Annotated in this window: 24 protein-coding genes and 1 pseudogene; 5 read left to right on the top strand and 20 right to left on the bottom strand. The window is 35.5% G+C overall.

The features are described 5' to 3' along the window. The first annotated feature begins 147 nt into the window (after nt 1-147). The 4 genes from IGI80_RS09490 (at nt 148) to IGI80_RS09475 (ending at nt 3,449) form a co-directional block, all read left to right on the top strand. The gene (locus tag IGI80_RS09490) at nt 148-519 is read left to right on the top strand and encodes a hypothetical protein (RefSeq protein WP_438723321.1); all 372 of its coding nucleotides are present in this window, start codon (nt 148-150) and stop codon (nt 517-519) included. 196 nt (nt 520-715) lie between these two features. Continuing rightward, entirely contained in the window at nt 716-1,972 is a 1,257-nt protein-coding gene (locus tag IGI80_RS09485; protein WP_438723319.1) for a Rep family protein, read from the top strand. After that, entirely contained in the window at nt 1,965-2,162 is a 198-nt protein-coding gene (locus tag IGI80_RS09480) for an excisionase (RefSeq protein WP_438723446.1), read from the top strand. The genes IGI80_RS09485 and IGI80_RS09480 overlap by 8 nt, the downstream gene beginning before the upstream one ends. A 96-nt stretch (nt 2,163-2,258) precedes the next feature. Continuing rightward, a complete protein-coding gene (locus IGI80_RS09475) occupies nt 2,259-3,449 on the top strand; it encodes an integrase DNA-binding domain-containing protein (protein WP_438723318.1) in 1,191 nt (396 codons plus the stop codon). 143 nt (nt 3,450-3,592) lie between these two features. On the opposite strand, the pseudogene IGI80_RS09470 reads toward IGI80_RS09475, so the two are convergent. The 13 genes and pseudogenes from IGI80_RS09470 to IGI80_RS09410 form a co-directional block, all read right to left on the bottom strand. Then, nucleotides 3,593-4,153 (bottom strand): annotated as a pseudogene (locus IGI80_RS09470) (DUF4767 domain-containing protein); the annotation flags it as partial. Between the two features lie 173 nt (nt 4,154-4,326). After that, nucleotides 4,327-5,262: an IS30 family transposase gene (locus tag IGI80_RS09465; RefSeq protein ID WP_438723317.1), complete on the bottom strand. Its 936-nt coding sequence runs from the start codon at nt 5,260-5,262 to the stop codon at nt 4,327-4,329. Nucleotides 5,263-5,394: 132 nt separating this feature from the next. Next, nucleotides 5,395-5,988, bottom strand: a complete 594-nt coding sequence (locus tag IGI80_RS09460; protein WP_438723315.1) for a hypothetical protein — start codon at nt 5,986-5,988, stop codon at nt 5,395-5,397. Beyond that, nucleotides 5,970-6,479, bottom strand: a complete 510-nt coding sequence (locus IGI80_RS09455; RefSeq protein WP_438723313.1) for a hypothetical protein — start codon at nt 6,477-6,479, stop codon at nt 5,970-5,972. Before IGI80_RS09455 ends, IGI80_RS09460 begins: the two co-directional genes overlap by 19 nt. Nucleotides 6,480-6,757: 278 nt before the next feature. Continuing rightward, nucleotides 6,758-7,330: a hypothetical protein gene (locus IGI80_RS09450; protein WP_438723311.1), complete on the bottom strand. Its 573-nt coding sequence runs from the start codon at nt 7,328-7,330 to the stop codon at nt 6,758-6,760. Continuing rightward, a complete protein-coding gene (locus IGI80_RS09445) occupies nt 7,330-8,217 on the bottom strand; it encodes a conjugal transfer protein (protein WP_438723310.1) in 888 nt (295 codons plus the stop codon). Before IGI80_RS09445 ends, IGI80_RS09450 begins: the two co-directional genes overlap by 1 nt. A gap of 21 nt (nt 8,218-8,238) precedes the next feature. Next, entirely contained in the window at nt 8,239-9,288 is a 1,050-nt protein-coding gene (locus tag IGI80_RS09440; protein ID WP_438723309.1) for a lysozyme family protein, read from the bottom strand. 2 nt (nt 9,289-9,290) lie between these two features. Then, the gene (locus tag IGI80_RS09435) at nt 9,291-11,516 is read right to left on the bottom strand and encodes a CD3337/EF1877 family mobilome membrane protein (RefSeq protein WP_438723307.1); all 2,226 of its coding nucleotides are present in this window, start codon (nt 11,514-11,516) and stop codon (nt 9,291-9,293) included. Nucleotides 11,517-11,518: 2 nt separating this feature from the next. After that, nucleotides 11,519-13,996 carry an ATP-binding protein gene (locus tag IGI80_RS09430; RefSeq protein WP_438723306.1) on the bottom strand — a complete coding sequence of 826 codons (2,478 nt, stop codon included), beginning with the start codon at nt 13,994-13,996 and terminating at the stop codon, nt 11,519-11,521. A 2-nt stretch (nt 13,997-13,998) separates the two neighbouring features. After that, entirely contained in the window at nt 13,999-14,385 is a 387-nt protein-coding gene (locus IGI80_RS09425) for a conjugal transfer protein (protein WP_438723304.1), read from the bottom strand. A 2-nt stretch (nt 14,386-14,387) separates the two neighbouring features. Then, nucleotides 14,388-14,606, bottom strand: a complete 219-nt coding sequence (locus tag IGI80_RS09420; RefSeq protein WP_438723302.1) for a hypothetical protein — start codon at nt 14,604-14,606, stop codon at nt 14,388-14,390. A gap of 18 nt (nt 14,607-14,624) precedes the next feature. Next, nucleotides 14,625-14,909: a hypothetical protein gene (locus tag IGI80_RS09415; RefSeq protein ID WP_438723301.1), complete on the bottom strand. Its 285-nt coding sequence runs from the start codon at nt 14,907-14,909 to the stop codon at nt 14,625-14,627. 1 nt (nt 14,910) lies between these two features. Then, the gene (locus tag IGI80_RS09410) at nt 14,911-15,048 is read right to left on the bottom strand and encodes a hypothetical protein (RefSeq protein ID WP_438723299.1); all 138 of its coding nucleotides are present in this window, start codon (nt 15,046-15,048) and stop codon (nt 14,911-14,913) included. A gap of 623 nt (nt 15,049-15,671) precedes the next feature. Here IGI80_RS09410 and IGI80_RS09405 point away from each other — a divergent pair. Continuing rightward, nucleotides 15,672-16,367: a hypothetical protein gene (locus IGI80_RS09405; RefSeq protein WP_438723298.1), complete on the top strand. Its 696-nt coding sequence runs from the start codon at nt 15,672-15,674 to the stop codon at nt 16,365-16,367. 20 nt (nt 16,368-16,387) lie between these two features. Here the strand turns inward: IGI80_RS09405 and IGI80_RS09400 are convergent, their stop codons facing one another. The 7 genes from IGI80_RS09400 to IGI80_RS09370 all read right to left on the bottom strand — a co-directional run bounded on the left by IGI80_RS09400 (nt 16,388) and on the right by IGI80_RS09370 (nt 24,346). Further along, a complete protein-coding gene (locus tag IGI80_RS09400; RefSeq protein ID WP_438723296.1) occupies nt 16,388-16,669 on the bottom strand; it encodes a DUF3850 domain-containing protein in 282 nt (93 codons plus the stop codon). Between the two features lie 6 nt (nt 16,670-16,675). Next, nucleotides 16,676-16,849 carry a hypothetical protein gene (locus tag IGI80_RS09395; RefSeq protein WP_438723294.1) on the bottom strand — a complete coding sequence of 58 codons (174 nt, stop codon included), beginning with the start codon at nt 16,847-16,849 and terminating at the stop codon, nt 16,676-16,678. A 13-nt stretch (nt 16,850-16,862) separates the two neighbouring features. Next, on the bottom strand, nt 16,863-17,969 hold the full coding sequence (locus IGI80_RS09390; RefSeq protein ID WP_438723293.1) for a replication initiation factor domain-containing protein: 1,107 nt from the start codon (nt 17,967-17,969) through the stop codon (nt 16,863-16,865). Beyond that, nucleotides 17,953-19,341, bottom strand: coding sequence for an FtsK/SpoIIIE domain-containing protein (locus IGI80_RS09385; RefSeq protein ID WP_438723291.1), 1,389 nt, complete (start codon nt 19,339-19,341; stop codon nt 17,953-17,955). Before IGI80_RS09385 ends, IGI80_RS09390 begins: the two co-directional genes overlap by 17 nt. 183 nt (nt 19,342-19,524) lie before the next feature. Then, nucleotides 19,525-19,956 (bottom strand): hypothetical protein, encoded by a 432-nt coding sequence (locus tag IGI80_RS09380; protein ID WP_438723289.1) that lies wholly within the window; start codon nt 19,954-19,956, stop codon nt 19,525-19,527. A gap of 36 nt (nt 19,957-19,992) precedes the next feature. After that, complete coding sequence (locus tag IGI80_RS09375) at nt 19,993-20,244, bottom strand: hypothetical protein (protein WP_438723288.1); 252 nt, start codon at nt 20,242-20,244, stop codon at nt 19,993-19,995. Nucleotides 20,245-20,461: 217 nt separating this feature from the next. Continuing rightward, nucleotides 20,462-24,346, bottom strand: a complete 3,885-nt coding sequence (locus IGI80_RS09370) for a VaFE repeat-containing surface-anchored protein (RefSeq protein WP_438723286.1) — start codon at nt 24,344-24,346, stop codon at nt 20,462-20,464. Nucleotides 24,347-24,385 lie beyond the last annotated feature (39 nt).

Genomic DNA, 24,385 nt, shown 5'->3' with positions numbered 1-24,385 from the left:
ATGGTACCAATTCATGAACAAACGAATCCGAGTGAATGGTTCATTTTTCCATTCTTGCCTCAACTCTTCCAATGGCTAAATATACTATTAAAATATAGCGTTAGGCTGATGCCATTTTTGTTACTAGGGCTGTTACTCCCTGAAATAATGAGGCGCAAACAAACAGATACCTTACGCAATTTAAGCAAAGCCCTGTGGGGCACGATCATTTTTCGGCGTTTTATCCGTCAAATTCCCCCTAACACCCCGACGAATGAGACATCAGAAAAACACTGGGTACCTAACAAAACCACCGTTAGTTGTTTCAATCGAGCAGTAGGAAAATCGGTCTTGGATATTACCCAAACGCATCTACAATTATGGATTAAGATGCCCTGGGAAATTCAGGCACAACAGCTATTGCACGAACAGGAAGATCATATTAAAGCCCATATTGCGAGTTATTATCCGGAATATGTGCTGTCCCCTTTTGTACGGGAAAAGCGGAATTTATGGTTGATGGGTACGAAACACGAGTAAGTGGTCAGGGCTGCTTTTGTTCGGAACGAAAACAAAGGAGCAGCCCTGAGCACAACTAGTAATAAAAATTGTGCCAACTCAAAAAGAAGCCAAAAACCTTGATTTCACACGGTGGTAGGGCTTGTTATACCACCGAAATTAGACTGTTCCAGTGCCAATAATTGTTCCAAAAAAATAGAAAGAATGAGGTTTAGTAATGAGTAAAGCGCGAAATATGATGTATGTCCAAAGAATGGCTTATTTACCATTTAAGACATTAGCCGAAGGAATGGATAGAATTTCTGAAAAACTACAACCACAGCGTTGTGCGGGTATCCTTCATGATCAAGATGTCTATACCCAAGAAGAGAAAGATGCCTGGGAAGCCCAACAGGGCACTCCCTTCCCTCATCAAATCGGTGAAAAGAAAGCCGCGCATGTGCATATTATGATGCAATTTGAACACCCGCGAAGTCTTAAGCAAGTAGCCAAGTTATTAGGGGATTCGCCGCAATATCTACAACAATGGCAAGGAAATTATAAAAACGGCTTTGCCTACTTAATCCATGCCACCACCAATGCGTGTCATCAACACCTATACGATGTGACCGAAGTTCTAGCGAACTTTGACTACCCAACGCTTATTAAACAGATGACCCAAGAAGTCACAGAAAGTACCCGTCAGACTAGTCGAAAAGATGCGATTTTAATTCGTCAACTACTTGATCAATTAGGTAATGGTGATTTAACCAAAGAAGAAGTCATTGCTCAATTAACTGGTTCACAATTCGCCAAAGCTAAAAAACAAATCAATGATGTCTATCAACAAGTTCAAGCCGAAAAAGCGAAAAGCTGGTTAGCAGCCCGTAAAGAAAGTAACGAACCAATCCTTGTCATTTGGCTTTATGGCCAATCGGAAACAGGGAAAACACTGTTAGCGAAAAACTATGCTCGAACCATTCAAACAGACTATTTTATTACCGGTTCATCAAAAGATAGCTTTCAACAATATAATGGTGAACATGTGGTGATTTTAGACGAGCTACGCCCAAAGACGTTTCCTTATGATGATTTGTTAAAAATGCTTGATCCCTATGGAGAAAATCCTAAAGCGCCCAGTCGTTTCTTTGATAAGTCATTGATGGTAGATGTCTTTATTATCACCACTCCCTACAATCCAAAACAGTTTTACGATGCTATTTTTGGACAAAAGAAAACGCCCGATGCATTTAAACAGTTAGAACGACGAATTACGTTTGTGCAGTACATGACCGCAGAAACCATTGAACGGCAAGAATATCATGCCAGTTTAGGCACTTACGTACCTGTTGTAGGAACCCAAAAGAAGAATACCTTATTTGACCAATTGTCACAGCACACGCCACACAACGGACAAGCCATGTATGAAAAATTCACCCAGTTTCTAACAAAACCAATGACGGAAGGAGACCAAACCGATGGAAATAATGAATGAAGTGCCCGTATGGGAACGATATATGTTAAGCATTGACGAAGCCGCCCGTTATTTTCGGATTGGCGAGAATAAATTACGACGTCTAGCTGAAGAAAATCCACAGGCGACTTGGTTTTTAATGAATGGCAATCGGATTCAAATCAAGCGACGTTTATTCGAACAAGTCCTCGATACATTAGATACCGTTTAATCAATCAGCCATGGGAAAAGAGCTTGAATTATGCTAGAATAAATCTAGTCGTAGTTCAGGCTCTTTCTAGGGTAAACAGAAGGAGTTTGAGAAACAATGGAAACAAAGAGACGCGACCACAAAGGTCGCCTATTAAAAACAGGTGAAAGCCAACGCTCAGATGGTCGTTATGCCTATAAATATATAGATGCGAACGGAAAGCCTAAATTTATTTATTCATGGAAATTGGTGGCTACCGATCGCATTCCAGCGGGAAAACGAGCTTGTGTCGCCTTGCGAGAAAAAGAAGCACAGATTCAAAAAGATTTAGCGGAAGGACTGGATAGCTCTGGACAAACGATCACGCTCTGTCAGCTCTATCAACTATTTATTGAACAAAGTTTGAATGTGAAGACGAATACACAAACTGGTCGCCATTATTTGATGGCGTTGTTACAACGAGATGTGTTAGGTCATAGACCCATTCGGAAGATTAAGCTTTCCGATGGTAAGGCTTGGGCAATTCGCCTCAGTCAAGCCGGTTATGCCTATCAAACCATCAATAACTATAAACGATCATTAAAAGCGGCTTTTTATTTAGCGCAACAAGATGACTACGTACGCAAGAATCCTTTTGACTATCCATTAAGAAGTGTGTTAAAAGATACTACGGTACCGAAAACAGCCTTGAGTGTGCAACAAGAAACTGATTTCTTAGCCTTTGTCGCAGAAGACCCGATTTATCAATCTTATTACGATGAACTGGTGTTATTATTGAAAACAGGGCTTAGAATTTCGGAATTTTGCGGCTTAACGATCAATGATGTTGACTTAGAGCAGCGAATAATTGACGTAAACCATCAACTATTGCGAAACCCCAAAGGCGGCTTGTATATAGAAAGCCCTAAGACCGCCTGTGGCGTGCGGAAGGTTCCGTTAAGCGAAGTAGCCTACCAAGCAATGAAACGCGTACTAGCAACCCTATCAGAGGGCAATCAGCCAATTATTGATGGTTATAATGGTTTTCTCTTCTTCAATCAACGAGGGTTACCAAAAACGGGAGATATTTATAAAGAGCTGTTAAAAAGAATCGTACGAAAGTACAATAAAACACACCAAGAGCCCTTGCCTGCGATTACCCCGCATACCTTAAGGCATACATTTTGTACGAGATTAGCCAGTCAAAATATGAATCCTAAGAGTTTACAGTATGTGATGGGACATGCGAATATTGCCACAACATTAGATTTATACGCGCATGTTTCGATGGAGCAAATTCAAGCAGACATGATGACATTTGTTTCTTAATAAATACTACTCTTTTACTACAAAAGAAGACGAAAAGATAAGAATTCACAAAAAGATACAAGAAAGAAAGCCATTAGAAAAAGAGCTATAAGTCTTGGTATTAAAATGTTTTGAAGCGATTTATAAATTAATAAAAAGATAGAGATATCCATACTCTGTTTTTCTTTTAAAAACAAATAAGGTTGCTCCTCTACTGGCTGTTCTTTACTCACATAGACTTTGGCTTCACCATTCACTAAAGTAAATAAATAGACATGCTTCTGGGCAACTTGTGTCGCACTGTCAGAGTATACTGCCACCAGACAATAACCCCCTTCACTGCCTGTTTCTGACCAATTTAACCAAATGGGATTGTTCCCAATAGCTGGTTGTATTTTAGGTTCATAACTCAATAAATCATCAGGCACTTGAATCGTGTAAAAAGCTACAGAGTGACCTGGTTGGTACGCTTGATAGTTCTGATTGCGTTCTTGACCCCAGATTTCCATGTATTGTCCTAACTGTTTTGCTTTTTGCTGATTCCAAATCGTCCCTTCTTCTGTAACTAATTCAGTTAATTCTTGTGTTTGCGTTGTTTGCTCTAATTCCAACGCCGTGGTTTGACTAACTTCGGTTGCTGAAATTGCTCTTGTTTCTTCAGTATTTACATTGTTTGTTTGTACGGTTTGTACTTTCTGTGATTCCTCTTTCGATTTTTGCCAACCGCTAGATTGTCAATAGAAATGCTAAACTTTTTTATTACAAATATGTTACAGAGTTTTTCTTGTTAAACGACAAGGTTTTAGGGGTTTTTACACTTTTTAAACATGACAAAATAGAGGGTGCCTGTTTGAAAATTTTTTCACCCCCAATTTATGAAGCTATTCAATTATGTAACTCAAGCATCAGAATAATAAACTTGTTCGGGTGTTTGGTAATTCAAAACTTTTCGTGGTCGAGTATTAAGCATATACACATATTCTTGAATTTGTTCTTGTGTATACGTCCCAATATCTACCCCCTTAGGAACATACTCACGTAATAAACCGTTCGTGTTTTCGTTTGTTCCTCTTTGCCAGGAAGCGTAAGGATCCGCAAAATAAACTTCTGCCTGCAAATTTTGTTCGATCTCTGAAAAATTACTAAATTCTTTACCGTTATCTGCTGTAAGAGTATGAACAACTTCGTCAGATAGTATACGCGAAATTTCGTTGGACACACGAGCAGCGGTTCTATCAGGAATTAAGCTTGCAAATAAAAAGCGACTTTTTCGATCAACTATGGTAAGCAAACAACTCTTGGTTCCTTTACAACCCACAACGGTATCTAATTCAAAGTCCCCAATACGTTTTCTATCCCGTGCTTCTCTAGGTCGATCACGAATGTTTTTCCCGCCCCTCATTCTATTAACATCAGTCCGACGTTTATACTTTTCCCCTTTTCTGCGTAACACTATCACATTACCGTTAACTAAATCGCCTTTTCTAAGCCAACGATAAATAGTTTTATGACAAACAAAGGAATCCTCTGGAGTTCGATAAGTTCCAACAATCTGTTCAGGTGACCAACCCTTTAATAAATCAGCTTCAATTTTTTGTTTCAACGTTAGTGAATATTTCGAACGATTTTTCTTTTGTGTTTTTCTCGTATCGGCTTTGATTTGTGCTAGTGAAGGGTTATATACACCCTGTTCATTCGCATTTCTTTTTATCTCACGAGAAACTGAAGAAACAGAACGTCCTAACAGCTCTGCCATCACTGAATAACTTTTACCTTCCCTTAAAAAAGACGCTATACACGCCCGTTCATCTATGTTAAACTGTTTATAGTTCAAAAAGAGAACTCCTTTCTGTGGTTTGTTTGTCGTGATTCAAACTATACACAAAGGAGTTCTTTTTTTCTAGTCTTTTTTTTCATTTTTTCATTTAAAATAACATACTGAAATCCAAACTGCATACAGTATATATCACTTTAATTTATTTTTTTTATCTACATTATTCAATAAATATTGTTGTAATAGAAGATTCTCTGAGCTAAATAAGTCTATACAAATTATTTCAGACTTTAAAATAACTACTTTTTCATTATAACTGGTTGAATTAAAATCAAATTTAGTTAAAACAATAGAATGATCTTCTAGTAATATAATTTTACCAGTAATAATTTCCTCGTTTCCTGCAGTTACTACAGAAATAATCCTTTCTTTTTCTAAGAAGTAATCTAAGACTCCTTCTAATGATTTATTAGGTAATTGCTCATATTCATTAATTAACCGGAAAGGATCAAAAATACCTTTCTTTTTTACATAGCTAATATACTGCAAGAACATTTTGAGATAATCCGTATTAGATTGAATATCTGATACATATTTTTTTATTCGTAATTGGACACTTTCAACCATACTATTTTCATTAATAGAAAGAAACAAGATATAATCATTACTTTCATATAATACATATCCCAATGAAAAAGAATCATTATCTTCATCAACAGTTTCCGTATATAATTCAATCAATCCATTATAATTAAAAGGTTTCAAAGTTATCTCCTCTTTTGCCATCCAGGCTTTTGTTTTTTCTTTTCATTTTGTCTACCTGGACGCGGTTTAGTATGTTTATTATACGTGCTTTTTCGTTTATTTTTAGTATGTTCTTTAAAATAATTTTTAATCGTTTTATATGCCCAATGTCCTGCACCAATTGTCACTCCACCTAAAATAATTACCCCGGTTACTGTAAGAGCTACTTCACCTACACCTGGTATAAAATAAACAGTGGCTAATCCACCTATTCTAGATAGACTAGGCATCTTTTTGTCTAATAAAGCTTTTAATTCCTCTTCATTCACTTTTTTGCCATTAATAATTAAATCATTATTCGTAACAACCACTGGCTTAACTACTTTTTCATTTGACGAATTTTTAGAGTTTTCGTCTGCTAAAACTACCGTTTCAAACAATTCATGATGAATAAAACTTAAAGGAAAGCCTGTAAGAGTAATTGAAAAAACCAACAAACTTGCAACAATCTTTACTAACACTTTCTTATTCATATATGACCTCCTAAGTTTGATTAAAAAAACAAAAAATAGAGAAAATAGTTTTTAAACATTTTCTTGAGAAATTTGACCGCAAAACTCCTTTTATCTATAAATTTCTTAGTATAAATATCCGCTAAGATACTTTAATTATACATAATTAGAATTTACTTACTATTCTTACTAAATATTAATAACTATTCTTATTTATTTTTTAGTTAAACAAATAAAAGAGTTTTCGAGGTAACATGAATAAAGCAAGAATAAGGCAACTCTTATTCCTGCTTAAACGTTTATGATGCTAAATTAGTTAACACTTCGGTATCTACTTGATAGATACCCGCCGAATTTTTAATAGCCATACATTCGACTAATTGTTCATAACGATTCGGGGCAAAATCACCCACAGTTGTTTGAACCTCAATTTTACCAATTATTTTAGCTTCTGATTCTTGTCTCATTTTTACTTGATATAACTCAATACTAATAACTTTACTCTCAAATGAAACCGTCGAATCATAAGCCCCCGCTTGATCAACTAATTGAGTATACAAACGCGCACTAGTAACATGTTTCAACGTTTCTTGATTTTGTTCAAACTGTGCATGTAGAAACGTATCAAATAACGTGGCTAATTCTTCTTGTGCTTTTTCTTCAAGATTAGATTCACTTAATTCAGCAGGTTGAACAGAGTGTTTCTGTTTTTCATTTTCTAAAAGTAATTCTAATTCTTTTTTCTCATGTGTTAATTGATCAATTGTTTTTTCTTGTACCATATTGTCCTGAGATACGTCCGGTTTAGTACAACCTGCCAATAATAATAAAGCTAAACTTACCCAAAAGAACCCTTGTATTTTTTTCATCATTAATTTAACTCCTTAATGGCAAATTTTTTATCAGCTAATTTTTCTAAAGACAGTTGATAAGGCATTTCCAATAATAATTTTGTCTCATTATCTTTATAAACGACCGTACAAGTAACCTCAACTTGTTCTTTCGTTTCAGTCATTTGTGGATTAGTTATTTCAAGAAATGTCAAATTCTCATGGATTGGTTGAATTTGTTTTCCGTAATAAATCAATTCTTTTTCATCAGCTTTAGGATAAACCGTAAAGAAAGTAGTCAAAAATCCTTCGACAGTTTCTCTTGTCGTAGCATCAATACTAGAAGACATAGCAGGTTTAGCTATTTCAAGAAGGGCTTTATTAGGCATAGACGCGAGAATAGGTAATTTAACAATTAAAAATTGATTATTATGTGCATAAACATCTACTGAATAAGCTCGCATAAAAGCGTCGTTCGTCGTTTTAAGCAGCAACTTAAATAAGACACTGTATCTATTTTTCTCATTTTTATTTTCTATAATTTGTAAAATTTCCACATCTTCAGCCGTTACTTTTTCTTTGACTTCTTTATAGATAGAAGGGGAAACTGTATCTGACAAATAATAGGATAAGGCTTCTTTTTGTTTTTGTTGTTCATTACTCGTAGGTGATACAGTGAAATAAGTAGTCGCAAATCCTTTCACATAACTTTGTAGACCAGTTGTATCAATTAACTGTTCCTTTATCACTTCTTTTTCATGAACAGTGTGAGTAGAAACAACTGTTAAATTATTATAGACACCAAAACAAACACTAAAAACTAATAAAAGCCAACCACCGTATAAAATAACACGCGGTACACGGGATTGGCGGTTTTTTTTCAGTTTAGCTGATTTTAATTGTTGCTTCTTTCTTTTAAATAATTTCATAGTGCAGTTACTCCTCATTCCTTATTTTTTTCTAACAATGCTAGTAATTGGGTTAATCTCATAGGTACGGGTATAAGTAGCGCAAATTCGACCTTTTTCCGAATTTTGTTCATAGCTATCAAAACGTTTCCCACCATCATATACTTTAGCAACGATTCCGGTATGACCGTAAATTCCGGGTGCTAACGCACCACCAGCTTTCCAATTGATAATATCGCCCGCTTTTATGTCAGCGGGAGCAGGATTAAAAATAACCTCCCAACCATAAGAAGCCCAATCATAATCACTCCCGATGGATTCAGCATACAAAAAGCCTGATCCCATCATTTGAGGACCGCCTAATTTATCAACATAATAAGCAATTAATCCGTAGCATTCGCCATTATAAACAGATTGTCCTAAGACACTGTTTAAAATAGCAATTGTAGTTGCACTAGAACCAGAACCGGACGTTAGATATCGTTTAACGAGATCCACATAATAAAAGTTACCACCATTTAAATAAAGATAGTTCCCGTGATTATTGGCAACCGGATTTCCGTAATAATATTTTTGTCCGTTTCTATTTCCTAGGCTTGGTGCTACTACATCATGAGAAAATTTTTCTGCGACAGCTAATGTGTGTTTGTTCCCATTTTTGCTAACAAAATCAATATAACCGCCACCAAAATTATAGGCACCAATTGCTACATCATCATCACTACCTTTTGCACGGGCAGAGCGAAGGAGCGACGCATAATACTTCACTCCTTGTCTGATACTAGCAAGCGGTTGTAAGCTATTAGGCGATAAGCCTAAACTCTCACTTGATTGCATCACATCATTCCCACGACCGCCTGATTCTACTGCCATAATAGCCAATAACAAATTGACTTTATCGGCTATATTTTCTTTTGTTGCTTCTTCTTTTACTATTTTTTCGTATTGTAAAACTTCTTTAGGTAATCCCACAGACACAACATCATCAGTTATTGAATTTGAAGAAAGTGAATGACCGCCACCACTTAAAAGAATAAACACGATTCCTAAACCTAAAAATCCACCTAAAAAAGAATAAAGATACTTTTTCATCTTCATTTCCTCCCCTGTTTAGAAGAGCTCTTTGGTTGGCGTTTCATATACTTATCTACCGCGTTCGTTTTTTTTCCTACTTTATTTTGTGGTGCTACTGGTTTTATCTCTTTTTGCGGCTTATATTTTTCTGGTTGAATGGTTTCTTTCGAAACTTTTTCACTCAATGAATAATTGATAGGAGCAGATTTTTCTGAACGATTATCATTAAATTGAGCCGAAGCTTTTTTATTCGGTTGACTAATCGCCGTTTGTTTTGGCATTACTTCAGCAATCCTATGCTTTGACTCATTAAAATCGTCTCGTATTCTAGTTTGTTTCGCATTAAAACTAGTTTTTGCTATTGGCAATGGTCGCTTTTCTTTTGCATCTGTTGAACGAACAGAATGGGTGATTCCACTTTTTTCTGAAGGGATACGTGTTTTTATCAAATTACGTGGTGCAATAGCGGCTAATTGATTTCTAACATCCTCTTTTTTACGTTGTTCTACTTGCTTAAGAGCCTCTAAACGCTGTTGTTGCGCTAATTGTTGTTGTGTAACTCGTTTAGAACGTTCCGCCTTATTTTTTATTTCTGTTCCAAGCCGACCATCATCATAGTTATTACGCATTTGTAAGGCTTTATACTTCGCATTTGTAGGAGCATTTTTAACAGCATCTTTCATCGTATTAACTTTTTCAACAAAATTCTTAGGACTATCTTGAAGCATTGAAATTTTGGCACCCACTCGTTTAGACATCGGCTGTTTCACAGGCTGATAAGTAGTATGTGGCTGATTGGTTTCTTCAAGTGTTCTAGAACCCTGTTTCAAGTTAGCCGTTGTACGACGTAACATATTTCTAGCTACTCCTGCAAACAATAAACTCTTTGCCATTCGACCAAAACGCCCGCCTTGACGAGTGTCAGCACCCCCCAGGTGCATAAAACTTAATAACTCATTGACTTTATTGACAGTAGTCAACCAGGTAGCAATTTGTAAAAAGATAACCCAGATATAGCCTTTTTCTCTTGATAAAGTAAAAAAAGAATGACTAAGAGAAAAAACAACCGCTAAAATTAGCGTAATCCCCATTTTAGTCATTAGAGCTTGGGCGACTTTTTGCATTGCCGTAAATAATAACCGATTAGAATTAGGAAACATCGAAAAAACCATAGCAACTGGTAAAAAGGCACAAAATAGTAAAAACAAAATTTGAGACGTTATCATAGTAATCGTTAAAACAGCCACACTATAGCTAACAACAGCATTTGAAACAATTACTAGTAACGTCATACCAAAGCGTAGAAACGTCCCTTTAAGCGACATATTCATGTTGTTTTGTTTTTCGACTTCCTGTTTAACCACAGTCTCACGATCGCTTTTTTCTATAAATTGTGATTGTGATAATAAGTTATCAATACGGGTTTGTCCAATAGAGGCCACATTATTATCACCGTATTGTAATAGTAAATACGGCGTATAAACTTGTAAATCAAATAGATTTTCACGAATGGCATTCGTCGCTCTTTTGGTAGCTTGCTCTTCTTGACTAGCTCTATCAGGTCCAATAACAATTCCATCACCAGTAGTCGCATTAGGGATAATATCTTTCGCAATCACTAACATTTCACTATTAATATCTTTTTGTGCTTCATTTACTTGTGTTAAATAAGTTTTAGCATTCATCAAAAAGACGCCAGACAAAATGAAAATAACTGAAAAAACAAGCCCATGTTTGATTGCCCGCGTCGTTTGATGTTTAACACCCGCTACATAAGCAATATAACAACCAGCAATCAACACAAGCCATTTCCCATACATAGGAAATAAACCCGTAGCCCGCAAGCCATTTTCATCAATTCCTGCAATTCGTTGCATATTAGTAGCAACACTTGTAATTAAACTAGTAATAAAATCTAAATCAAACGCTTCTTGAACAATAAACCCGATAAAATAACTCACATAAACATTTAATAACCAAAAGACATTAGTCAATGCATAAACTCCATAAATCACTGCATCACCAATTCCATCGCCCCATTTCCAAGGTAGCCAATTCCAAGAAGAATCCACATAAAAATCAAGGGAATAATTTTCTAATGGATATTTTTCAAAATTAAACATCGCTCCATTTTGACCCACCGTTTCACTTACCCAACCAGTCGCATGAGCCACAGCTGGCGCCAAAGTAAAACACAAGAAAAAGAACAATAAAAAAAGATTGATCCAATAAACTTTTTTTCTCATAATCATTCCTCGATTTCTTCCATAGGAGGACGAGTATCAAACGCATGAAATAAATCTTCAAACCAATAATAAACGTAAATAATCCCTACGTTTCCGTGAATATCCGCAAATAAACATTCACCATTTTGTAAACTCATAATTCGAGCAATATTGTCATCTGTCGCTTCCAAATTACAAAAAGCCAAGGCTTTTTCAATTTCATCACGATCATTTGAACGGAAAATAAATTTCATTCCAATATTATTTTTCATTTTTTCGTCGCCTAAATCATCTGTATTTTGTGTTGAAAAATCAATACCAGCATTCATAGAACGTCCCGCACGAACCAGTTTATTTCCAAGTATTTTCCCTTGTGCAACATTCAACCACGCCCAACTTTCATCAAGTCCTAAACTTTTAAATACTGCTCGATTTAGCTTAATAAAATCCAAGGAATAGGTCGCAAGAATCATCATGATAGCCACACTTAAAATCTCACTTGGGTTGTAGTCTTCCATTTTTGTTTCTTTTTCAGGTAAGGTTAAATCTTGTACTAAAGCAATGTTTAGTGGAGAAGACATATCCAAGGCCTTTTGTTTTTCGCCATTGCCAAATAATAACCCTGCAATCGATAATTTTTTAAAACTATTAATATGTTTCGCTAAACTTTTAGCTACTGGATTGCCTTGTGCCTGTAATTCATCAATCACAAATAACAATCCTTTTTTCTCACGTTGTGCGACAGCTTCTACAGCTGATTGTAAACAAGGAAAACGTTTTTCATCACGAACACTAATTCCTGTAATATAAGTCAAAATGTCTAATGCTAAAGCTTCTTGGTCTTTGGTGTTTGACATCACAGAAAACGGATCAAGTAAACCCAAATTTTCTTCGCTATTTGTAATATTAACTGTTTTTAAATGTTGGCTAAAATAAGGTAGATCCTCTTGCCAATTGGTGCGTTCCCCTTTAGGGTCGATTAAAAATCCTAAACCACCAAACAGAACACTCCAAAAAGCAATTAAATTTTCAGTTAATGATTTACCACCCCCTAAAGAACCAACAAGGGCTTTCGCTAGTGCATTTGTATTCGTTCCGGCTGTTCCTTGTGCCGCTAACCACGGACGAATATAAACAGTTTTACCAGTATCTACATTGAATCCTAATGGAATACCGTAGTTGTCACCTAATTGTTGGGTAGCACCAAATCCACTACTTGCAATAAAATCAGCTTCAACATATTGAACATAATCATCAATCGTACGCTTCCCAGAAGGAAAACATTCATAATGTAAAAAAAGTTGATCGCCCGTTGATGTTTCTAACATCATTTTATAGTCATCAAAATAACTTCGAACTTCACTTTCTCTTTTCAATAATTCTTCATGAGTTGAAGCTGATACACGAGCAACCAATGAAATTTTATACATATTGTCTTTTGTATCTTCTAAATCGGCTTCTAGTTCACTCGCCATTTGGCGAGCTTCTAAAATATTATTTGCGACATCATGACCACTCTCAAGCCCACTTTCATCAATATCTTTTAAATCCATTTTTTTCCCTCGAATTTTAGCTAATGCCGATTTATTCTCTAAAACATCAATGTCCAAACTAACATCTACCGGATAATCAAATTCCGATTGACTATAATAAAAAAATTCCGAACCAAAAGGAAAAATAACCGTTCCTGTGACATGAGAAAGTGCCAAATAGGAAACATATTCAGTCGTTCCATCTTGAATGATTTCCAAATATTCATCATATTCGATGATTTTTGCAGAACCTAGTTTTAACGTATCGTATTTAAAGACATACGTTTCTTCCTCATTCTTAAATGATTGAGAAAAATAGGTTGTTTCTTCAAGCGAATGATTCTTTTTACCATTTAAATGAGTAATGATATAAGCAATATCTTTAGGTTCTGTTTTTCGCAAAGTAAAATGTTTAGTAATTCTACTATATAACAGCCTTTCCAACCGTTTATACCGCTCTATTTCTTTACTAGCTATTTTTTCAAACTCATTAAATAGCACCGTGTTTGAGCGATTAAAGAAACGCTCCACTCCGACAACCAATTCATCAAGAAAACGACCTTTACCAAATTTTTCTTCATCAAGTAAGAGTTCGAAGCCAATAAAAAAGCGAGCAGATAATTCATACTCACCATTCATGTTAATCAATATTTCTTCCACACCCTCTAAATGTTGAAAGGCAAGCTCTTTTAGCTCACCTTTAGATTTGACCTCTTTTTTAGAACGGGCGATAACATTTTTAATTTTCTCTTCAGACGAACACATATATAATCTAAAACGACCTTTTTTATATTGTTTCACCATTCTCGAAAAATTATTTTTTAATTGAAAAGCTTTATCTTGCCCAACAAATCCATAGGAATAAGGCATCAATTCATAATAAGCATAGACGGTACCGTCTCTATTAAATACGAGATTATCCTCTAAATATTTAATTGGAAACTTGGGAATAAATTTAGGAATATTCATTTTTATTCTTGTTCCTTTCTTTCTTGAATTAAGACACTAGGATGAAACTCATTCTCTCGGAGTTTTCCGATACGATGACCTCTTCTGGTTTGTTTAAAGCGCAACGCAAACAGAAGCCTTGTTAATAAATAATTGTAGGGCTTTTTCCCTTGAAAAGAACGCTTATTCAATAAAAAGGCAACTCCAAAAGGAATGCCTAAATGATTGACTAAACTACTGGAAAACATAAAAGGAAAAATACCGTTCATTTTAAATGAACACACCAATAAAAGAATGAACCATGTTAAAAAGGTTTGAGTCACTGGACGAGGTAAAGAAATCTCATTATTTATTTTGTAAAAAACCCGTTCAATTTTCCAAATTTTTGACCAATTTTTTATTTGTTGCATGATTATTTACCCCAAGCTTTCATATTGTTTAATAACCAATCAAACACGCCTGATGTATCACCAACAAACCAAACAGCCACAGCGACAGCTAGAATAACCGGAATCGCTTTGCTTGCTTTTCTTTCTAGCGCGAAATAACCCGCTGCTATTAACATGCAAATCATGACAAAATACTTGGCTTCACCAACTACACTATTAAATACATTTTGAAAAAAATTCATTCTGACAACTTCCTTTCTTTAATATGTTTCATTCGAACGAATACACTCTACTTCTTGGCAATAAACAATTTGACAAGGGTTGCTCATAGAAAACTTCACTCGAAATTCTCTATCAGCAAGACTAACAATATAATAGCCATCATTATCTTCCATATAATAAGTAAATTCGTTTTTTTGACATTCAAATTTTTGACAGATTGCTTTTATTTGTCGCCGTACAGTGAACGCGAAAAAGGCGTCTATCTTAGGAAAAAAGCTGCCTCCTAAAAAGACCCCTAGTAAAAAAATAATGCTTATAGTCATCTTACATTTCCTTTCTAGCAAGTAATTGCTTCACAAAAGCGATATGTTTCGTTACTTTTTTAAACATAACCGTAACCGTTACTTGGTGACAATAAAGTTTATACCCATAACTGACACCACTCGTTTTATCAAACTTCATTGAATAAAAATCATAAAGAAACACACCTTTCTTCTTGATATAAAACCCCTCGATAACCAAAGACGTTTTAGGGAGGTAATTCCAAAAGATACAATTGATACCCTCCTTTAGACATAGTGACAAATCCTAATTGTTTCAAACGATCAGATAAAGTCATAAACATTTTAAAATAACCTCCCAAATAGTCAGACCTTGCCCTTTAAAAAGGGCAAACCCTAAATTTTTTATTTAAAAGAAAGAGAATTTCAGAGCGATTTTTGCCATTCTTAACCGTTGTGTAGTTAATGGTTTATTTTCTCTCAACCCGCTGTTATCCTCGGCGTTGGTGCTTATACACCTTTCGTATCAGAAAAAAAAAGGGGCGGAAAAAATTATTTGTGGACAACTTTCAGTACAAATATTTTTTTCCTACAGCACTCCCTTTTTTTTCTGCCACTGCAGGCGTAAGGCATAAGCACGCCGAAGATAACAGCCGAGAGAAAATGAACCATAACCTAATCTACACTGGGCAACTACTAAGAACGGAAAAATTGAAATTCTTTCAAAAACCTTCCGCCTCTGAAAAACGCCTCAAAAAAATGGTTGTGGCAAAAACAAAAAATAAAAGAAAAGGACTGATACACATGGCAACAAGACTAGAACAAGCACAAGCAAAATTAGAAAGAATTCAAAATGAACAGGTAACTGTTCACCAAGCCATTAGAAACGAGCATAACAAAATTCCTTTTGGTCAACCTAATATTATTGGTCGACGTGACATTTACAAAACAGTGAACAGATACCATGACCAAGCAATTAAGCTTATGCATGAAGAAGAACAACAAACTAACCGCATCGATATGCTGGAAAAAGTAGAAGACTTTAAAACAGAAAACGAACTATTAAAAGATGTTCATGTGGTCGGTAAATCTAGTTATGCCACCGTCGGGGCAAAAACAAGTGTCAACAACCTAGACTATTTTAGAAATAAGCTGATAGAACTAGAAAAGCAAAACGAAGAAGCAAAAGCTTATAACAAAACTAAACCAGCTAGAAAAATGAAAACACTCGGAACAGAAATCACTAAGCTAAAACGAAAAATTGCCAGCTTAGAAGACATGCAAGAAAAAGACCAAACGAAAAAAGTAGGTCCTAAAGCTCAAACCTTAATCGACAGCGGAGCAGTGAACCAATGGAAAAAGAAACCCATTTACTATTTTGTTAAAGGACTAAAAAAAGTCGCCTTAGAACTTGATGAAAACGGAGATTTTTTCCCTTCTTCTCTTTATCCGGCATATACTAAAGAGGATCAAAAAATAATAGCTGACTTGTTACAATAAAATAGCCCCCTCGCAAAAAACTAATTTGTGAGGGGGATTTTTCGATTAGAACAATATGCTAATAAGTCAAAAGAAAAAACCACTACATCTTTTTTCTGCATAAAAGAAGAAAGATAAGTGATTTCAATAACTACCGTACGTCCAGTATAAGAACGCCGTTCGGTTTCGTATTCTTTTAAAACAACAATGTCACCAACCCTATATTGTCGGTCATTGTAGCGAATTTCATGTTTTTTCTTTTTCTTAATAACAGCTAAAAAGAATTCAGGTGCTATTTTTATAAAATGTGTCTTACTTTTCATCAGGTATCACCATTTCAATTCCTCATTTCCACCGCTTATTTTTTTAGAACAATCGGAAAACAATAGCTTTATCTCCGGATTATCCTTTTTAACTATATGAAAATATTCCACTACTGAAGCCAATGAAATCCCTTCTTTTTCCCGTTCTTCTCTACAAGGAACAATAAAAAATTGCCACAACTTAATTCCTCCTTTATTCATAATTTTCTAATTCATTCTTTTGTTCTGCTTCAATTCTTGTTTTATATAATCCAAGACGTTCAATCTGTTTGGCGTACATTTCCACCATTTTTTGATGTTTCTTTTCAATATGTGCATTATCTATTAACCATTTCAATTGTTGTGTTTCAGATAAACGATCAATCTCTCTCAAAACCCAAAGAGAAGGAGCAACAGACTTAAATAACCACATAAACAAACGCTCAAACGTTTTTTCTTGTGGATCAATCGATAGTTTCAATTTATTCACATCTTTCATAAACCATGCCCAAGGTTGCCAAACACCCCAGCGACGTTTGTTCGAATCCGTGCTATCTTTTGGAGGTACAACAAATCTTATTTCTTGATTCAAAACCGAAAAAGCTACTTCATCAACCCGTCGGGTTTTTACTAACTCTCTCACAACAGCCATCGCTTTCCCTTGTCGAAATCTCATTTCATATCGATTCCACTTAGGAAGTTTTTCCTCAAGGTTAAATTTATATTCTTGTTCATAATTTTTTTCATAAAAAACCATGAACAAATCACTTGATCTAGAACCCACATTTAATGTTTCACCCTTATTTTCACCATCTTTCAAAATAAAAGAATTATTTTCTGAACCAACTTCTGAAGAACTTACTGTATAACCTTTTTTAGCCATGCGTTTTAACGTAGAAATTTTAAAATAAGTTTTATAATCATCAATCGCTAAATCAATACGAGGAACGTTAAAACCATAATATAACACTCTTTCCAAAAAATCGAACCATGTTTCGTTATTCGCTTCAAGAAATATTTCATAATTCCTACAACCTGTACCAGACATCAATAGCTGAATACCATTATCTACATTTTTCCCACTACTTTCAAGAATTCTTATATCATCGTAACAATAAGAAGCATGATATCCCTTGATGCCTTTGCCTTCATCTTCAGACATCAACTCAAACGGAATGTTTAATAATTCATTACAAATCGATTGAATGTCCATGTCCTTAACTGTCACTTGACACCAATCAATTAACACACGCAAAGGGAAATTTTCTTTTGTACGCACAGCCCCCCTATTAGTAGTGGGGGCGTTATTCGCTTCGCTCATAACCATCTTTCTCCTCATAAATTATTTCTCGTACTTCGTAATCGCCTAACGGCTCACTTAGCTCGGCTGTAGACTCTGAATCGATTTTTTCGCTCCGCTTCAAATCGTCCAGGTCAGCGCCGAGCAGTTTTGCCATTTCCTCAACAAAATCATACTCTTCAGGAACAAGCGGACTAAATAATTCTCTTACCATGAATCTACCCGTCATATAAATATACCCACGGCCAATAATTTTCTTGTTGATTAAGTCCTGAGCAATATTACCAAAAGCCATTTTATAACCATCAGGGCTCATTTCTCCTAAAGTGACTCGTAGCCCTAACTGATCTCGAATATCACCTTTTAAAAACTCGGCATCGGGTCTTTGTGTAGCAAATATACCAATGACACCCACTTGACGGCCTTTTAAAATGATTTGTCTTAAATCACTTAATATTTGATCCCGGTCTTTTTTAGCTGTATAACCGCTTATCCAGGCTACGTATTCATCTAAAACTAAAATGATTGGCTTTAACTTATAATAAGTGAAGTCTTTCCCGGATTTATAATTATCCAACGTTTTAAGATACTTATAACGATCATTCATTTCTTTCACCGTTGCTTTTACCATAGTAGAAATTTCATCAGGTTCACCATATACATGTGGGAAAAATTGTTTCATATCCAATAAATCACTAAATTTAGCATCACCAATCCGAATATCTGCCCCCATTTTTGCGAAAGCACGTAATAAAATTTGAATAAAATATGACTTCCCGCCACCAGTTCCACCAACAATAAGGGCATGTGGAACTTTAGCAATGTTCCAAACTATGCCTTTCATTAACTCAATACTATAATCAACAGGTACAACATCGGAAATCATTAAACGATTTTTAATATTGTCTCGTTCGAAGCTATACGTAAAATAACTATTCCTAAGATCCATTCCCACTAAATCAATCGAAAATTTTTCTTCTAACACGCTACCTAATTCTTTAAACCTTCCGGATTGATGAAATTCACTCCCATCAAGACGAACTGTAATTTCTATGCTTTTTCCTTTGATTCGGACATAAAATCTAGGAAAGTACATAATGCTTTTTTTCATCATTACTTTCTTATTTTTCATCATATTAGGTGTTTGAAAGTCATTAACTACATAAAAACCAGAACTATAAATCATATCGCACACCCGTTGCATAATCAAGAAACGTTTAAATAAAGGAAAAGCACCCAAAAAGAGTAGACCACCACTTAAAAGCCCAACACCTAAAGAACTAATCAGTGAAAGGCCAATAGCTGAAAAAGGAATAGCTGTTAATAAGGCAAAATACTGATTCTGCCAAAAATGATAACTAAATAAAGATAAAAAAATCGAAAAAGAAAACAAAAAAAGGACTCTCCAAATTAATTTTCTATGCCATTTTCGCACTCTTAACCCTTTATAATGCCAGTCTATAAAATTCAAAAAAACACCTCACAGTCTATAAAATTACCCAGCCAACAATGTAACCAAACATCGTTGGCTAAGTACCTATTTATTAAACCTTTAAACGACTTATTTTCATGTTATTTATTTTTTAGTTTCCTTATTTTCTTTTGACTCAAGCTGCTTTGTTAATTCTCCATTTTCATCTGCTTTTCTATCTGCATTCGTTAATGGTTCAATTCGTACAGCTGTAAAACGATCATTAATACTACCGTATGATCGGCTTTTTCCTGTGTTTCTATCTTCAAAAGAATTCGCACTTGCAGAAGGAGAATACACTAAACCTACAACACGCACCTTACCCCAATTTCGCACATTAGGAACTTCTTTTTCTTCCAATTGAACAGTAATACTATTATCTAAATTCACACAAGCAAGATTTACCGTTACTGATTCAATAATTGATTCATCATATTCGCGAGTTGTTTCATTGTAAGGGTGACGAACCGTAGAACCTAATAACATAATTTCACCTAAATTTTCTTTTACACATGCTTCATTCATCATAATTTTCATTTCTATTCCAACTTTCTTTTTTATTATTTATTTTTATTATTTCGAACTAAAAAACACCAGTTGCCAAAAATCCTCTCTTTTTTTATACTTTCGTTGTAACAGATACTTTTTTAATAAACAGCTTTCAATGGTTAAACGTTCCATATTGGTTAATTTGATAGCCAATTTTCCGCTTCTTTTTCGTTCCAAATTATAACTCTTTTCTATATCTGACATAGAGAAAGGCTTTTTCTGACGTTTCATACCTTCAACAAACCGTTCAGCAAAAAGCAATACTTCTTTTTTCATGATTTCACTCCTTTTTTTGAATAGATTAAAGATAAAACTAGCAATACACTATTCGGAAGTTTATAAGTTTACTCATTTTATTACATGTTATTTCAAATTTTTTTTAAACTTGTAAATGGTTACTACCTCGAGAAATTTTATAAGCTTTTTTGTATAATAAAAACACCTATTTCCTGTTAAAAAATAGGTGTTTTATTCCTGTTTAAGAAAGAATAAACTACTCGTTGTCTTTCTTTTTCGATTTTTCAGTTTTATCCATTCTTAACAACATTGCACACGCCACACCAACTGTTAAGAACACGCCTAAAATAACACCTGCTGCTTTCTTTTCCTCTCCTGTTTGAGGTAATAAGCCTTTTTTCTCAGGTTTTGCTGGTGGTGCTGGGATGGTTACGGTCAATGTTTCTTTTTTGTTGGTTAAGTCGGAATGATCAGCAATTACATGACCTAGTTCATTCTTTAATTGACCTATCCAGACATAATAGACACCGTCGGTATCTTCTGACGTATCAATCGTTGTCTTCACTTCTTTTTCTAACGTTGTTTGTTCGGCTTTAAACTCAATGCTGTCTTTATAAACAACCGTGTCTTTTGTTCCGTCCATTCGGTGTAATTGATACTCATAACGATAGGCTTCATCAACTACTAAGCGATCAAACGAAATATTATCCACTACGTTAGTTTCCTTTTTTGCTTCAATCTTTTGGGTCTTGCCATCACCGTTGTGTGCTAAGGTATTGATGGTTGGAATGCTGACAGTTAGTGTTTCTGTTTGGTCTTTTAAATTAGAATGATCCGCTAATAAGTTGCCTTCATCATCTTTCAACTGTTCCGTCCATACATAATAGACGCCGTCGGCATCTTCTGACGTATCAATGGTCGTCTTCACTTCTTTTTTCAGCGTTGTTTTTTCCGCTTGAAATTCAAAGGAATCGTTATACAAGACTTGATCCTTTTCTCTCTCAATTCGGTGTAACTGTAAATCATAGTGGTAATGATCGCCAATAGTTAACCCAGTAAGAGAAAGTTGATCATAAACGGGCGTTCCTGTTTGTGCTTCTAGGACTTGACTTTTCCCGTTACCATTATGGGCTTGGGTCGCAATAAGCGGTGTATCCTTCGCCACAACCGTAATGGTTTGACTAGCATCATTGATATCATCATGTTTAATCACTAATTGTGTATGTTCAGGGTCTTGATAGACATATTCTAAATACACTAACTCATGACCGGCCATTTCTTTTGTGTTTAACGCTTGTTTGATTCGCCAAGAATCAGCTGTCCCCGCACTAGCTACTTGTTGTTTCGATTCTGTTTCAGAAATAACTTGTTCGGTAGTTTTGTCAAAGACTTTTGTGATTAGGTAATATTCACCAGCACTAAAGTTTTGATAAAAGACTTCATCAATAGTTGGTGCTTGTGCGTTGGTATACGCCTGTTTTTCACCATTGGCATAGGTAGCTGTACTACGAAGTGTTGGATATTTAACATTAATAGTTTGAGCTTCACTATCAGGATCAGTGTGAGAGACGATTACCTGGTCATATTCATCCACTAAATCCGCAAACGATGTTAGTTTTTCCATCGTAGCTGGATCTAGTTTTGTGGCGTCAAATTTATAAGTAACAGTGACCGTACCGTTGGCACTCTTCGGAGTAAATTTAGCCGTTGCGGTAATTGGTTTGTCATCAATTAAAACTTTTTCACCATCAACCGTTAAATAGGCATTAGCAACTACTTCACGACCAATAAAACTATCTAAGTGCTTATATGTCAGTTGATCAGGTAATTTTACTTGATCAGACGCATAAATAGTTTTCCCATCGTTTTCATTTGTTAGCACCGATAATAATTCTGGTACATGGATACTATCATCATTTAAGAATAGTTTACTGAAAGTAACTAGGTTGGAATGAGTGTTAATAGTTTCTTCCGCTACAGTTACTACTTGAAGCGGCTCTTTTTGCCCATCTTCTGTTATGATAAAGGTGTATTCTTTTTTCTCTGAATCATAAGCTGAATGAATCAGTAACGGTGTAATAGCTTTGAAGCCTGTTGGAGTGTTGACTTCTTTTAAGGTGTAATCACCATAAGGAATATTGGTAAAAGCCCATGCGCCATCAAAACCAACCTCATTAGCAGCAGTCGTTACTACTTTGGCTTTTCCGTTCGTTGGATCGGTTGGCTCTAAAGAAAACTTAATGCCATTATAGCCGCTCTTGGTAGCACCGTTACGAGAAGTAACGTATTTGAAGCCATCAAGGTTGAATTTAATGACATTTTCTTTAGACGTAGCTTCAGCTACAACGACTGAAGTGTCTTGATTCTGATAGTTTATTGCAAACTCGTGTTTGATATTATCTCGTTGATACCCTTCTGGTGCTTTAACTTCTTTCCAATAAAAAGCCCCTAAAGATAAATGATTTACTTGTGCTTGGCGAGTAGTATCATCAATTTGAATCACAACATTTTCATTATCAGCTTTCGTTCCAGCTGTAAGTTTTGGCTTGAATGGATCTGACCATTTAACGGGTTGATCTTTTTGTGATCCTTCATTGTAAAATAAAGCATATTGCGCACCTTTAAAAGTAGATCGACCTTGCGTTTTAACACCCGTTTCTGAATCTTCTTTAGTAATTGTGGCTTGACCGGTCACTTCTTGATTTTTACCGACTGCCGGTTTTACTACTAAGGGAACTGTTTGTCCGGTATAGGTTAAATCCACTTTGACTGGTTCAAAGCTTTTGACAAATCCGGGACTAGCCTTACTTTCAATTACAAAGTAAGTTCCTAGTTCTAACGCATTGGGACTATCCGCCGGCGTTTCAGCTTTACCATGGGCATCGGTTTTTAAGGTCTTCACAATTGGTCCAGTCACACTATCCTTCCGGATTTGGAATTCATTTCCAGCGAGTGTATAGTTACTGTTCCATAAAGTAGTCCCTGATTCTGTCCCTTGTTTTTCTAGCTTGATTTGGCCTTTTTGTCGTAAATTGTTTGACGTTACTTCAACGGTTTCACCCGCAATAATTTTGGCCTTTAAGGGGGTTTTATCAATCGTATACGGAGCTGGCACTGACTTTTCAACCACGGTTACTTCAGTATCATGAAGCGCTACGTCTTTCAACGTCACCGTACCGTCAGCCCCCGTGGTAACGTCTCTATTGGGAGACTTGTCACTAAAAGACAGCGTAAAGGTCGTATTCGGTACTAACACCCCGCTTTCTTTATCGCGTTTAACAATTTTTAAGTCCCCATTTTTGATAACTTCCAGATTAATTTGAAAAGTGTTAGGGTCATTAATTGCGCCAGCTACCACAGTTTGTTGCCCTGCTTTTTTATAAGCTACTGGAGTGCCTATATCCTTTGTTTTATATACTCTTAAAGAACCACTAGTTTTAGAATTTATTGTTGGAGTAATAACTAAATTATTCCCAGTAATTTTCCAATTAACATCAGCACTATTTGAACTAGCACCATCAAATCTAAACAATCCGGCATCATTGGTATCTGTCAAAGTAACTGATTCGCCTAATTTGACTTTCACGGTTTGATTATGGAAACTTGGTTTCTTTTGATAATCTGTCACAATCGTATTAATTTTTTCTTTAATGGAACCATACGTTGTCATTAAACTGCCATTTGGTTTAGTTAAAGAAGTGATTCTTTTTCCGGTGACTTCTTCCCACATAATGGCTTGCGCAACCATTTGGGTATCCATATCTGTGCCTGCATATTTCCATAAGACACTTGTATACTTTGCTTTCGGCTTACTAGCTACAACTGGAAGCGGGTCAGAAGTATATCCTGGTGTGACTGGGTTATTAATAACTACGCCCGGCTCGATACAAAAAACTGGTTGTCGGACATTGTCATACACCGCAAATAAGCCCGTGGATACAGTTTGAAAAGGTGTGCCATCAGCATTTGTTCCTCGAAACGTGTAAAGTTGGTTGATATCCCACTCAATCGTCACAGTTTCCGGAAATGTGGTAGCGGCATTGGCTATCACTGGCATAATAGCCATTATAAACAATTGAAATAGAGTAACTAATCGGACCAACAAACCCACTTTAGGTGGCTTAAATTTTCTTTGTTTCATATGTTCCTCCTATAAAAATTTATTTTTTTAGTAAAAGGG

The sequence above is a fragment of the Enterococcus sp. DIV1420a genome (genome assembly GCF_051712165.1).
Classification (GTDB): Bacteria; Bacillota; Bacilli; order Lactobacillales; family Enterococcaceae; genus Enterococcus; species Enterococcus faecalis.
Note: the sequence above shows the minus strand (reverse complement) of the source record. Positions and strands in the feature narration are given on the sequence as shown.